Origin of the sequence: Streptomyces sp. NPDC059534 (genome assembly GCF_042743475.1) — a bacterium.
Taxonomy (GTDB): domain Bacteria; phylum Actinomycetota; class Actinomycetes; order Streptomycetales; family Streptomycetaceae; genus Streptomyces.
This window is the reverse complement of record NZ_JBHWAQ010000079.1, coordinates 1-12519: the sequence shown is the minus strand read 5'-3', so window position 1 is coordinate 12519 and position 12519 is coordinate 1. Positions and strand designations below refer to the sequence as shown.

Below are 12519 nucleotides of genomic sequence, written 5' to 3'. Positions count from 1 at the left end.
GCGCCGGCGCGGCGGCCGGAGCCGGAGCGGTCGCGGCGGCCGCCGGGGCGGGCGCATCCGGGGCGACGCCGGGGGCCTCGCACTCGGCCAGGGCGGCGAGGACGCCCTCGGCGTACTTGGTGAGCTTGGCCTCGCCGACGCCGCCGACGGTGCCGAGCTCCTGCACCGTGGCGGGGAAGAGGGTGGCGATCTCGCGCAGGGTCGCGTCGTGGAAGACGACGTACGCCGGTACGCCCTGCTCGCGCGCGGTCGCGGCCCGCCAGGCGCGGAGGGCCTCGAAGACCGGGACGGCGGCTTCCGGCAGGTCGACCGGCACTCGGGCGCCCTTGCCCGAGCGCGCTCCGGACTCCTTCCGGGACGGGGCGGCGGCCTTCTCCTTGCGCAGGGCGACGGTGTGGTGTCCGCCGAGCACCTCGCCGCTCCGCTCGGTCAGGACGAGCGTCCCGTAGTCGCCCTCCACCGCGAGCAGCCCCTGGGCGAGCAGCTGGCGGACGACGCCGCGCCACTCCGCGGTGCCCAGGTCGGCGCCGACGCCGAACACCGAGAGGGTGTCGTGGTCGAACTGGATGACCTTGGCGGTCCGCTTGCCCTGGAGGATGTCGATGATCTGGCCGGCGCCGAACTTCTGGCGCCGCTCCTTGGACAGCCGCCAGATCGTGGACAGCAGCTTCTGGGCCGCGACCGTGCCGTCCCAGGACTCGGCCGGCGTCAGACAGGTGTCGCAGTTGCCGCACGGCTCGCCCGACTGCCCGAAGTAGGCGAGGAGCCGTACCCGGCGGCAGTCCACCGTCTCGCACAGGGCGAGCATGGCGTCCAGGTGCATGCCGAGTCCGCGGCGGTGCGCCTCGTCTCCCTCGGAGCCGTCGATGAGCTTGCGCTGCTGGACGACGTCCTGGAGGCCGTACGCCAGCCACGCCGTGGCCGGCTCTCCGTCGCGGCCGGCGCGGCCGGTCTCCTGGTAGTAGCCCTCGACGGACTTCGGCAGGTCCAGGTGGGCGACGAACCGCACGTCCGGCTTGTCGATGCCCATGCCGAAGGCGATCGTCGCGACCACCACGACGCCGTCCTCCCGCAGGAAGCGGGACTGGTTGGCGGCCCGCGTCCGGGCGTCCATGCCGGCGTGGTACGGCACGGCGTCGATGCCGTGCTCCACGAGGGAGGCGGCGGTCTTCTCCACCGAGGACCGCGAGAGGCAGTAGACGACGCCGGCGTCCCCGGCGTGCTCGGTCCGGATCAGGTCGAGCAGCTGCTTGAGCGGGTTGTTCTTGGGGACGATGCGGTACTGGATGTTGGGCCGGTCGAAGCCGGCGACGAAGTGCCGGGCGTCCTCCAGTCCGAGCCGTGCCGCGATCTCGGCGTGGGTGGCCTCCGTCGCCGTCGCCGTCAGCGCGATCCGGGGGACCTTCGGCCACCGCTCGTGCAGCATCGACAGGGCGAGGTAGTCGGGCCGGAAGTCGTGGCCCCACTGGGCGACGCAGTGCGCCTCGTCGATCGCGAAGAGCGACACCTTGCCCCGGTCGAGGAGCCGCTGGGTGCCCTCGGTCCGCAGGCGCTCGGGGGCGAGGTAGAGCAGGTCCAGCTCGTCGGCGAGGAACGCCTGCTCGACGGCCTGCCGCTCGTAGGGGTCCTGCGTCGAGTTGAGGAATCCGGCCCGCACCCCGAGCGCCCTGAGCGCGTCCACCTGGTCCTGCATCAGCGCGATGAGCGGCGAGATCACCACGCCCGTGCCGTCCCTGACCAGCGCCGGGATCTGGTAGCACAGCGACTTGCCGCCGCCGGTCGGCATCAGGACGAGCGCGTCGCCGCCGCCGACGACCTGCTCGATGATCTCCTGCTGCTCACCCCGGAAGGAGCTGTAGCCGAAGACGCGGTGAAGCACCCGCGCGGCGTCGGAGATCTCGGTGGATTCGTCGGAAAGGACCATTCCCGAAGCCTAGCCGCCCGCACCGACACCCCGGTGCCGTCCGCCGGGACCTGTGGACAACGGAGGTCCGGAGGCAACTGCGCGGGCCGTCCTTACGTCCTTACGTACGGCACGCGTCGGCCGATCCGACGCCCACGGACCGGGTACGGACCGGGGAACGCGACCAGCGGACAGGACACGCGATGAGCGACAAGGCCCGGACCCTCTTCGACGCGCTCGACCTCGACCAGGACGGCACGCTGACGCGGGCCGAGGTCATCAGCGCCCTGCGGGCCAAGGGGCCCACCCTCGCGGCGCAGGGGGTGATCCCCGTCTGGGGGGTCGGGGGCGACGACGACGCCTCGGCGCTGTTCGACGAGGCGGACCGGAACGGCGACCGCGTGCTGACCTTCGACGAGTTCGCCGCCCTGGTGAACCGCCGCTTCGGCTGGGCGCCCGCCTCGTAACCGCCGGTCGGCTGCCGCCGCCGACTACCGGGCGGACGGCCCGCGCGCCCCTACGCTCCTGGCTCACCTCCCCAGAGAGCAGGAGTACGCCATGGAGAACCCGACCCGTAAGGTGGCCGCGGCCGGAGCGGCCGCGCTGCTGGCCGCCGGCCTCGTCGTCACGGGCGCCGGAGCGGCGGCCGCGTCGGACGGCAAGGCCGAGCGCATCACGTCGACGTCCCAGCTCAAGGACGGCATCCTGCGCGCCGCCGCCCTCGACCGGGAGTCCGGGGCGGAGCCGCTGAGCCGGAGCGTCGGCGGCCGGGTCGCGGGGCTGGGCATCCAGTCCGGCAGCTGCTGAGCCGGGGGTGGCCACCGTGGGCGGGGACGCGTCCCCGCAGACCTGGTGCCCCAGCGGCGAGGCGCACGCGCCCGAGTCCGTCGTCCTGGGCGTGCGGTCCGGGCAGGACGGCCGTGTGGTGTACCTGGCCGATCCCGTACCGGCGTCCGAGGCCCTCGCCGAGGTGCCGGAGGGCATCGAGCCGCGCCGGATCCTGCGCTTCGCCTCGCACTGCGTCAGCAGCTGCGTGAACCGCAGGGGCGACGACTGCACGCTCGTGGAGCGGGTGCTGTACCGGCCGGCCGCGCAGGAGGACGCCCCCGTCCCGCGGTGTCACCTCCGGGCGCGGTGCCAGTGGTGGCAGCAGACCGGGGTGGCCGCGTGCGCGCGCTGCCCCGCGGTGTCCACCCGGCATCTCGCCGACGACACCCTGGCCGAGCTGGTGGCCGATCCGGCCACGACGCAGGAGCAGCTCGACGAGTGGATCGCGGCGGCCGGCTGATCGCCGCCGCGTCGCGCACACGAGGAAGGTCCCCGGACGTGTCGTCCGGGGACCTTCCTCGTGTGCGCGGCCCCGCGGGCCCTCGCGTGCGGGGCCCGCGGGTGCGTTCACGCGCGGTCCGGCGGGTCGCCGCGGATGTCGCGCTCGGACAGGCGGTTCACCCGGGGGGACGGCGTGGTCAGCTCGCCGTGGACGGCCACCGCCGCCGCGTAACCGCGGTCGACGGGGATGTCGAGCAGGGTCCAGCCGGCGGGGGGCAGGGCGCCGTCGGGACTGCCGGAGCCCACGTAGTCGGCGGCCGGATCACGGCCGAGACCGGTGCCCAGGCCCTTGAGGTACGCCTCCTTGCGGGTCCACAGCCGGGCCAGCGCCCTGGGCCGGCGCGGGGGTGGCAGCGCCTCGATCTCGCGCTGTTCGGCGGGGTGGAGCATGGCGGCGAGTTCCGCGGCGCCGCCCGGGTCGGCGACCAGGTCGACGTCGACGCCGATGGGCGCGACCGCCGTCCCCACCAGGACGAGGTCGCCCCGGTGGGAGAGCGAGAAGTGCAGTCCGCGCGTGGCGCCGAGGACGGTGGGCCGTCCGTGCGGGCCGCCGCAGCACGGGCAGGTCTCCCGGCCGTAGCGGATGTCCTGCGGAAGCATGTCGAGGTAGGTGCCCAGCAGGCGGCGCAGTGCCAGATGGGCGGCGGTGAAGCGGACCCGGTCCTCCGCGTACGCCAGTCCGGCGGCGCGCTGCCGCTCGGTGGCGTCCAGTACGGCCGTGTCGAGGCCGGTGCCCCGGGCGTCGGAGACCCGGAGCAGCCACAGGTCGAGGGACCCGGGCCGCGGCAGGTCGCGCGGCGGTGGCGCGGGTGCGGGCAGCAGGGTGCCGCTCGCTGAACTCCTGGAACCGCTTCTGGGATCACTCACGGGACCCCTCCTGTTCGGTGACGGATGCGCGGACGCGGTGGGCCGTCGGGACGGATCAGCCTTGTTCGGGGGTTGCGTACCGGGATGCCCGCCGTCGGGTCGCGGCGGGCTCCTCGGACTTCTCGGGCGCCTCGGACGCCGCCGGCGTGGCCGGCTCCGGGGACGCGGCGGCCGCGGCGGGCACGAGGGCCGCCACGGGCTCGGGGGGCTCGGCGGGGTCGCCGGGCGGTTCGGTGGGCAGGTCGCGCCGGGCGCGCAGCGGGCCGGCGAGGAGGAGCACGGAGCTGACCGCGAGGCCGCCGGTGAGCAGCCAGAGCGCGGGCCGCAGTCCGAGCACGCCGCCGAGCGCGCCGCCGAGGAGCGAACCGATGGGAATGGCGCCGAAGTTGGCGACGGACACGCTCGCCGTGATCCGGCCGAGGAGCTGCGGCGGGCAGTACTGCTGGCGGAACGCGCCCTGGATGACGTTGGCGGAGACCACGCCGAGGGCGAGGACGGCGCCGCCGAGGGGCAGCAGGACGACCCGCCATCCCGGTTCGGCGAGCGGGATGAGCAGGCCGAAGGGGGCGGTGGCGAACTTGCAGAGGATCATGCCGCGGGCGGTGCCGAGGCGTCGGGCGATCGGGGTGGCGACGACGGCGCCGAGCAGGCCGCCGACGCTGCTGCCGGCGAGGAGCCAGCCGACGGCGGCCTCGCCGACGTGGAGTTCGCGGACGAGGAACACGGTGAGGATGGCCTGGTAGCCGGTGAGCAGCAGGTTGGTGACGGTGCCGTAGGTGGTGAGGACGCGCAGGTACGGGTCGCGCACGGTGTGCCGCAGGCCCTCCGCGACGTCCTGGCGCAGCGCGGTGGGCCGCTCGGGCTTCCTGGGTGGCGGTTCGGTGGCGCGGATGCCCAGCAGGCACAGGGTGGAGGCCAGGAACGTCGCCGCGTCGGCGAGGAGTCCGGTGACCGCGCCGAACACCCCGGCCAGGACGCCGCCGCCGCCGAGTCCGGCGAGCTGTGCGGCCGATTCGCTGCCCTGGAGTTTAGCGTTCGCCTCGGTGAGGTGTTCGCGGCTGACGACGAACGGCAGGTAGACCCGGTAGGCGATGGAGAAGAAGACGTTGGCGAGGCCGGTGAGCAGGGAGACGACGAGCAGCTGGGTCATGGTCAGCACGTCGAGCCAGGCGGCGGCCGGCACGCTGAGCAGGAGGACGAGCGAGGCGACGTTGCAGGCCACCATGAGCGGGCGGCGCGGCAGCCGGTCCACCCAGGCCCCGGCCGGCAGGCCGACCAGGAGCCAGGGGAGCCAGGCGGCGGCGGCCAGGGCGCTGACCCAGAAGGTGCTCGCGTCCAGGGTGACCACGGCCACCAGCGGCATGGCGACGCCGGTGATGTTGCTGCCGAAGCGGCTGGTGGTCTCGCCCGCCCACAGCAGCCGGAAGTCGCGCTGCCGCAGCAGCCCGGACCGGCGGCCCCCGCTCATCGGTCGGCCACCACCTTGGCGACGGCGGTGTCGAGCCGCTCGGCGGCGTCGGTCCAGCGGGCCCGCCGGGCGGCCGACTCGGTGGTGAGGAGGGCCAGTTCGGCGCGTGCCCGGGCCAGGGCCTCGGTCTGCGCGGGGCCGCCGGGGCCGCCGCCGTGGGCGCAGGCGGCGGCCACGGTCCCGGGGTCGAGCCAGTCGGCCGGGTATCCGGCGGCGGCGGTGGCCACGGCGGGGTGCGAGCGGGCGGCCTCGGACAGGGGTGCGCCGCTGTCGAGGGCGGCGAGGACGGTCTCGCCGACCAGGTGGTGGGCCGTACGGAAGGGGGTGCCGTCGACGACGAGGCGTTCGGCGAGGTAGGTCGCCGAGGTGAGGCCCTCCCGCGCGCGCTCGCGCATCCGTTCCCGGTCGGGTTCCGCTCCGGCGACGACGAGCCGGAGCAGGGTGACCGCCTGGGTGGTGTCGGCGAGGCCGGGCCACAGGTGGCGTACGGCCTCGGTGCCGACGGCGATGGCGTTGGTGTAGCCGGCGGTGGACATGGACGCGGCGGCGCCGGTGAATCCGGCGAGGGCGGCCGTCGAACGGCCCTGGATGTGTTCGAGCAGGAAGGGGTTGCGCTTCTGCGGCATCATCGAGCTGGATCCGACCAGGTCGTCGGCCATCCGCAGCAGCCCGAACTCCTCCGTGGTCCACCAGGTGAGGTCGCGGGCCACCCGGGCCAGGAGCACTCCGAGGACGGCGGCGGACGAGAGCATCCGCAGCACGAAGTCGCGGGAGGCGACGGCGTCGACGGAGTTGGGCGCGGCGGCGGTGAAGCCGAGGAGGTCGGCGGTGCGGGCCGGGTCGACGGGTACGGAGGTGCCGCCGACGGCGCCCGCGCCGAGCGGGTTGACGTCGATCTCCCGTCCGGCGTCGAGGAGTCCCGCCAGGGAGCGCAGCACGGCGCCGGCGGTGCCGGTGAGGTAGTGGCCGTAGCTGATGGGCACGGCGGGCTGGCCGTGGGTGTAGGCGGGCATGGTGACGTCCTGGTACTCCTCGCCCTTGTCGAGGAGTACCTGCGCCAGTGCGGCCACTTCGTCGAGCAGTTCGGCGTAGGGGCCGCGCACCTTGAGCCGTACGGTGGTGGCGTTGAGGTCGTTGCGGGAGCGCCCGGTGTGCAGCACGCCGCCGGTCTGCTGGCCGAGGCGATCGACGAGCCAGCCCTCGTACGCCAGGTACAGGCCGCGGGGCATGGGGCGGTCGCGGACCGGGGCGAAGTCGTCGGCGCGCAGGGCGTCGACGGTGTCGAGGAGCGTGCCGGCGCGGGCGGCGTCGACGATGCCGCTCTCGGTGAGCATCACCAGGTGGGCCCGGTCGACCTCGCTGATCAGCCGTAGTTCGCCGCCGACGGGGTCGCCGCCGTCCGGCCGGTACTGGTCGTAGACGATGCGGTGGGCGCGCGGGTCGAGTCCGGTGCGCAGCCGCCCGGTGTCGACGCCGGCGATCCGCTCGCCGCCGGTGGCGGGCGCGCCTCCGTCGTCGCTGACGCCGGTCATACCGACAGCACCTCCCTGGCGGCGGTGGGGGCCGGCGCGGCCACCACGGGCTCGAGTGCGGTGGCCAGTCCGTGGGCGAGGGCGGTCTCGGCCGCCTCCGCGGTCCGTTCGGGGGTCGCCCCGGCGGTGATGACGTGGCCCACCCGGCCGCGGAAGTCCTCGGCGGGTTCGACGCGGGTGCCGGACGGCCGGTAGAGGGCGGCGTCGACGACGCCGGGGACGGCCCGGGCGGCCGACTCGGCGACGGTGACGTCGGCGAGGACGCTGTCGGTGACGGCCGTGAGGAACCGGATCGAGGCCGCTCCGGCGGCGTCCGCGGCGGGGCGGGTGAGGTCGACGTCCTCGCCCAGCGCGGCCCGTACCTGGGCGCCGACCAGGTCGATGCCGCGGGCCCGGCGCACGAGTTCCGGGATCATGCCGCCGGCCAGCCGCGGGTTGACCTCGATGACGCGGGCGACGTCGCCGTCGAGCCGGAGCTCGACGTGGGCGGCGCCCCAGCCGAGGCCGAGGGCCTTGACGGCGTGCACGGCGCTGTCGACGAGCGCGGCGGCCTGGGCGGCCGGCAGGAGCGCGGGCACGTCGTGCCCGGTCTCGACGAACACGGGCGGCGCGCCGACGTGCTTGGCGACGGTGACGACGGCGTCCTCGCCGAAGACCTCGACGGAGAACTCGCGGCCCGTCAGGTACTGCTCGACGAGTACGACGCCGGGGGTGCTCAGGCCGCGTTCGTTGACCGTGGCGGCCAGCAGGCCGGCGGCGTGTTCGGCGACCTCGTCCCGGTCGCGGCAGAGGCGTACGCCCAGGCTTCCGGAGCCCTGCACCGGCTTGACGACGACCGGGCCGCCGAGCCACTGGGCGGCGGCGAGCGCCTCGGCGACGTCGCCGACCGCCGAGAAGCGGGGGACGGGCACCCCGGCGGCGGCCAGGGTGCGGCGCTGGAGGGACTTGTCGCGGCAGGCCCGGACGGCGTCGGCGGACGGGCCGTGCAGTCCGAGCCGCCGGGCGAGTCCGGCGGCGGTGGCCACGTAGTACTCGGAGCTGGAGAGCACTCCGGCGATCGGCGCACCGGCGGCGAGGGCGGTCACGGCGGCCCACAGGGCGTCGGCGTCCGCGGTGTCGACGACGACGGTGCGCAGGTCGTCCTCGGCGGCGTACGGGTAGCGGGCGGGGTCGGCGGCGAGCAGGACCGGCTCGGCCCCGAACGCGCGGGCCCGCTGGGCGAACTGGCGTCCCGTGCCGGTGGTGTTGGACTCGACGAGGAGCAGCAGGTGGGTGCTCATGCCTGGACCTCCGGCGTCATCACGTCGTCGAGGCCGCGGCGGGCCCACACCAGGCGGGTCCAGGAGGACGGGGCGTCCAGCGGGTGGTCGACGGTGACCGGGCCGCCGACGGTGGGGGCCGGTTCGATGCCCTGCTCGCGGAGCCAGTCGGCGTGGTAGACGGTGGACTGGTAGCGGTAGCCCTCGTCGGGCAGCACCATGACGACCTTGCTGCCCGGGTTGCGGGCGGCCCACCAGGCGGCGACCTGGAAGGAGGCGCCGCTGGTCGGGCCCATGAACAGGCCGTGGTTGCGGAAGAGTTCGTGGGTGGCGTGGAACGCCTCGGGGGCGGTGACCCAGTGCACCTCGTCGTAGGCGCTGTGCTTCACGTTGCCGGGGTGGATGCTGCTGCCGAGGCCGCGCAGGGTGCGCGGACCGTCGGGGCTGCCGAAGATGATGGACCCGTGGGTGTCCACGCCGACGAGGTGCAGGGCCGGGTCGGCGGGGCGCAGGGCGGCGGCGAGGCCGCCGGTGGAGCCGCCGGAGCCGACCGGGCCGACCAGGCAGTCCACGGAGCCGACGGTCTCCCCGATGAGGTCGGCGACCACGGCGTAGGCCCCGGGGTTGTCCGGGTTGTCGTACTGCCCGGGGACGAAGCTGTCGGGGTGGAGCCGCTGGAGTTCCGCGACGCGGGCGAGGCGGGCGCCCTGGATGCCGCCGCTCTGGCCGGCGTACTCGACGATCTCGACGGTGGCGCCGAGCATTTCGAGGCGGTTGCGCAGGTCGCGGTCGATGGCGGAGTCGCCGACGATGGTCAGGTCGTAGCCGCGCAGCCGGCAGACCATCGCCAGGCCGAGCGCGAAGGTGCCGGAGGAGGTCTCGATGACGCGGGTGCCGGGCCGCAGCAGTCCGGCGGCCTCGGCGCGGTCGACGATGTAGCGCGCGGGCAGCAGCTTCATCAGGCTGAACGCGGCCGCGTAGAGGTTGTCGGTCACCTGGATGATGCGGGGCAGTTCGGTGGCGTCCACCACCGAGTCGTGCAGCTTGACGGCGCCCGCGATCGTGGTCGTAGTCATGTCAGTCACCCGTCGTGAAGATCCACTGCTCGTGGATGCCGATGTTGTGCAGCAGTCGCTGGGCGTGCTCGGTGCGGGCGTCGACCTCGGGGTCGTCGCGGTCGTAGAGCAGCCCGGCGATGTCCCCGCTGTGCGCGGTCTGGATGCCGAGGGCGCCGGTCTCGCGGACGATGGTCCGCAGGCCGTCGAGGCGCGGGATGGGCAGGTGGCGCTGGTTGATGTCGGTGCTGGCGGTGGCGACGGCCCCGACGAGGGCGACGTCCTTGGTGTGGATGGCCTCGCGCAGCATCACCTGGAGCTCGGCGAAGAGTTCCAGTTCCGCGCTGCCGTACTCGGCGGGCGGGAAGGCCAGCGTGTCGATGCCCCTGCCCTCGTTCTCGGGCCGCGAGCCGAAGCCGAGCACCCGCACCGCGGGCATGCGGTACCCGAAGTCCTCGATGACCTTGCCCTCGCGCTGGGCGAACAGGACCGAGCTCTCGTTGAACATCAGGGAGTCGGACGCCGTCTCGGCGCGCACCGCGATCCGTGCGATCTCCTCGGCGGGCAGCGGGCTCACCAGGGCGTCCTGTACGGCCCAGACCGCGGCCAGCACGTCGCTCGTGGAGGAGCCGAAGCCGCGGCAGAGCGGGACGTCCCCCGTGAGTTCGAGATGCCCGCCGACCGGTCCCTCCCCGGGCGGGACGCATGCCTCGGCGGTGAGCTGCGCGGCGCGCATCGCCTTCGTCTTCCAGACCGGGGACACGGTCAGCTCCTCGCCCCGTGCGGGGATGAACGAGGCGCGGGTCGTGTAGACCGTGCAGGGCAGTGTGACCAGCCCCCGGGTCAGCTGTCCCTGGTGCGGAAAGACGCCCTGGAGAATTTCGCCGTGATGTATGGGGGCCGAGGCGACGCCGACCCGCCAACCGGAATGATCCACCATGTCCTTGACTTCCTCTGGGGGCCGGACCGCACCACTCACGGGGCCTGGCCGATCGTGCGGACATCCCCAACGCTAAGCAGCGCCCGCGCGCCGACCCGGCTGGTCAGGCGGCAGTATGCGGGCAGTTCGGCGGCGCGGTGCGGGCAGGGGGGTGGACGGCGGTACGGGGCCGGGCCGGCGCCGGCGCGTCGGGCCGCGCACGCGGCGGGGCCCGTACGGCGGTGAAACGCCGTACGGGCCCCTGGTTCCCGGCCGCTCCCCGGGTCAGATGCGGGCGGGCCGCAGCCTGCGGGCGAGCACCCGGCCGATCGCCCGCAGCGGCTCCGCCTCGGTCATCCGGGCGTGCTCGCAGTCGACGGCGAACTCCTCGATCCGGCCGGTGACGTACGGCGCCCAGGCCGCCTCGCCCGACAGGGGCGCCGGAGTGCCGGTGGCGTCGAAGAACACCGCGTCGCCGCCGAACGCGACGTCCGGCACGTACCGGTAGCGCATCCGCAGGTTGTCGAGGGTGGCCGCCACCACGGCCGCCGCCTGCGCGTGCTCCAGCGCGCCGAGCACGGGGTCGGCCCCGCGGAGCGCCTCGGCGAGTTCGGCGATGTCCGGCGTCGTGTCCGCGCAGCGCACGGGGACCGTCTCGCCGAGGGTGCCGAGGAGGGCGGTCAGCACGTGCCGGCCGTCGATCTCGGGGGCCCGGAACCCGTCGGGCAGCGGATAGGAGTCGAGGAGGGCCAGCAGGGCCACCTCTTCCCCGGCCGCTTCGAGCCGGGCGGCGACGGCGTGCGCGACCAGGCCGCCGAAGGACCAGCCGAGCAGGTGGTAGGGCCCGTGAGGCTGGATGCGCCGGATCTCGGCGAGGTAGTCGTCGGCCATCTCCTCGATGGACGCCGGCGCACCGTGCGGGCCGCCGAGCCGGCGGGCCTGGAGCGCGATGACCGGCCTGTCCTGGTCGAGGTGCGGCAGGAGACCGGCGTATCCCCAGCTCATGCCGGACACGGCGTGCACGCAGAACAGCGGCGCCTCGCCGGAGTTCGCCTCCGTGACGGCCCGGATGGGCAGCACGGTGCCGAGGGGGTCCGCCCCGCTGCCCGCCGCGATGTGCTCGGCGAGGAGGGCGGGGGTGGGGCTCTGGAACAGGTCGCTGATGCTGATGCGGGTGTCCCAGACGGCGCGGATGCGGCTGATCAGCAGCGTGGCGCGCAGGGAGTGCCCGCCGCGGTGGAAGAAGTTGTCGTCGATGCTGACGGAGTCCAGCCCGAGGTTGTCCGCGAACAGGCCGCAGAGGATCTCCTCGGCCGGGTTGCGCGGGGCGCGGCCGCCTTCGGACGAGGTGCTGTCGTCGGGTGCGGGCAGGGCCCGGCGGTCGAGCTTGCCGTTGACCGTGCGCGGGAGCTCGTCCAGGACCACGAAGGCCGAAGGCACCATGTACTCGGGCAGCCGCGCCGTGACGCGACGCCGCAGCTCCTCGACGGTCGGGGCCTCCCCGGGCGCCGGTACGGCGTAGGCGACAAGTCGCTTGTCGCCGGGCCGGTCCTCCCGTACGACCGCGGCGGCCTGCGCCACGGCGGGGTGGGCGAGGAGCGCGGCCTCGATCTCGCCGGGTTCGATGCGGAAGCCGCGCAGCTTGATCTGTTCGTCGCCGCGGCCGAGGTACTCCAGGGCGCCCTGCTTGTTCCAGCGGGCCAGGTCTCCGGTGCGGTACATCCGCGATCCGGCGGGGCCGTGCGGATCGGCGACGAACCGGTCGGCCGTCAGGGCCTGCTGGCCGATGTAGCCGTGGGCGAGACCGTGACCGGCCACGTACAGCTCCCCGGGCACACCCTGGGGTACCGGCTCCAGGTTCGCGTCGAGCACGTAGGCGTGCTTGCCGACGAGCGGCCCGCCGACCGGAATACTGGCCGCGGCGGCGGTGCCGGGCTCGATGACGAACGCCGTGGTGAAGCCCATGCTCTCGGCCGGCCCGTACCCGTTGAGCAGGTGCAGCCGCGGATGCCGGGCCAGGGCCCTCGCCGTGTGGGCCGGGGAGGCCGCCTCCCCCGCCGTCATCGCCTCCTTGAGGTGGGTGAACGTCTGCGGGTATTCGTCGAGCATGTGGTTGAAGAGGCTGGCGGACATCTGGAGCGTGGTCACCTGGTGCTGTTCGACCAGCTCCGCGATGAGGTTCGGGTC

General features: G+C 74.5%; 11 protein-coding genes. 3 read left to right on the top strand and 8 right to left on the bottom strand.

The features are described 5' to 3' along the window. Positions 1-1924: DNA helicase RecQ (gene recQ / locus ACFVZH_RS39015; RefSeq protein WP_384905218.1), on the bottom strand; the 1924-nt coding region annotated here is incomplete at its 3' end. Between the two features lie 182 nt (positions 1925-2106). Between recQ and ACFVZH_RS39010 the strand changes: the two genes are divergently transcribed. The 3 genes from ACFVZH_RS39010 to ACFVZH_RS39000 all read left to right on the top strand — a co-directional run bounded on the left by ACFVZH_RS39010 (position 2107) and on the right by ACFVZH_RS39000 (position 3191). Continuing rightward, positions 2107-2370 carry an EF-hand domain-containing protein gene (locus ACFVZH_RS39010; RefSeq protein WP_384905216.1) on the top strand — a complete coding sequence of 88 codons (264 nt, stop codon included), beginning with the start codon at positions 2107-2109 and terminating at the stop codon, positions 2368-2370. Between the two features lie 91 nt (positions 2371-2461). After that, positions 2462-2710: a hypothetical protein gene (locus tag ACFVZH_RS39005; RefSeq protein ID WP_384905214.1), complete on the top strand. Its 249-nt coding sequence runs from the start codon at positions 2462-2464 to the stop codon at positions 2708-2710. Positions 2711-2726: 16 nt separating this feature from the next. After that, positions 2727-3191 (top strand): hypothetical protein, encoded by a 465-nt coding sequence (locus ACFVZH_RS39000; RefSeq protein ID WP_384905212.1) that lies wholly within the window; start codon positions 2727-2729, stop codon positions 3189-3191. Positions 3192-3298: 107 nt separating this feature from the next. On the opposite strand, the gene ACFVZH_RS38995 is transcribed toward ACFVZH_RS39000, so the two are convergent. The 7 genes from ACFVZH_RS38995 to ACFVZH_RS38965 form a co-directional block, all read right to left on the bottom strand. Beyond that, positions 3299-4099 (bottom strand): 4'-phosphopantetheinyl transferase family protein, encoded by an 801-nt coding sequence (locus ACFVZH_RS38995; RefSeq protein WP_384905210.1) that lies wholly within the window; start codon positions 4097-4099, stop codon positions 3299-3301. A gap of 55 nt (positions 4100-4154) precedes the next feature. After that, complete coding sequence (locus ACFVZH_RS38990) at positions 4155-5567, bottom strand: MFS transporter (protein ID WP_384905208.1); 1413 nt, start codon at positions 5565-5567, stop codon at positions 4155-4157. Beyond that, positions 5564-7099 carry an argininosuccinate lyase gene (gene argH, locus ACFVZH_RS38985; protein WP_384905206.1) on the bottom strand — a complete coding sequence of 512 codons (1536 nt, stop codon included), beginning with the start codon at positions 7097-7099 and terminating at the stop codon, positions 5564-5566. The genes ACFVZH_RS38990 and argH overlap by 4 nt, the downstream gene beginning before the upstream one ends. After that, positions 7096-8379: an ATP-grasp domain-containing protein gene (locus tag ACFVZH_RS38980; protein WP_384905204.1), complete on the bottom strand. Its 1284-nt coding sequence runs from the start codon at positions 8377-8379 to the stop codon at positions 7096-7098. Before ACFVZH_RS38980 ends, argH begins: the two co-directional genes overlap by 4 nt. Beyond that, positions 8376-9434: a PLP-dependent cysteine synthase family protein gene (locus ACFVZH_RS38975; RefSeq protein ID WP_384905202.1), complete on the bottom strand. Its 1059-nt coding sequence runs from the start codon at positions 9432-9434 to the stop codon at positions 8376-8378. The genes ACFVZH_RS38980 and ACFVZH_RS38975 overlap by 4 nt, the downstream gene beginning before the upstream one ends. A gap of 1 nt (position 9435) precedes the next feature. Then, a complete protein-coding gene (locus tag ACFVZH_RS38970; RefSeq protein WP_384905200.1) occupies positions 9436-10353 on the bottom strand; it encodes a kinase in 918 nt (305 codons plus the stop codon). Positions 10354-10617: 264 nt separating this feature from the next. Beyond that, positions 10618-12519: alpha/beta fold hydrolase (locus ACFVZH_RS38965; RefSeq protein ID WP_384905198.1), on the bottom strand; the 1902-nt coding region annotated here is incomplete at its 5' end.

What these genes read in the sequence shown, in the direction of transcription:
- ACFVZH_RS38990 (WP_384905208.1), bottom strand. Translation starts at nt 5,567, where the DNA reads ATGAGCGGGGGCCGCCGGTCCGGGCTGCTGCGGCAGCGCGACTTCCGG.
- ACFVZH_RS38970 (WP_384905200.1), bottom strand. Translation starts at nt 10,353, where the DNA reads ATGGTGGATCATTCCGGTTGGCGGGTCGGCGTCGCCTCGGCCCCCATA.
- ACFVZH_RS39010 (WP_384905216.1), top strand. Translation starts at nt 2,107, where the DNA reads ATGAGCGACAAGGCCCGGACCCTCTTCGACGCGCTCGACCTCGACCAG.
- ACFVZH_RS38975 (WP_384905202.1), bottom strand. Translation starts at nt 9,434, where the DNA reads ATGACTACGACCACGATCGCGGGCGCCGTCAAGCTGCACGACTCGGTG.
- argH (WP_384905206.1), bottom strand. Translation starts at nt 7,099, where the DNA reads ATGACCGGCGTCAGCGACGACGGAGGCGCGCCCGCCACCGGCGGCGAG.
- ACFVZH_RS38980 (WP_384905204.1), bottom strand. Translation starts at nt 8,379, where the DNA reads ATGAGCACCCACCTGCTGCTCCTCGTCGAGTCCAACACCACCGGCACG.
- ACFVZH_RS39005 (WP_384905214.1), top strand. Translation starts at nt 2,462, where the DNA reads ATGGAGAACCCGACCCGTAAGGTGGCCGCGGCCGGAGCGGCCGCGCTG.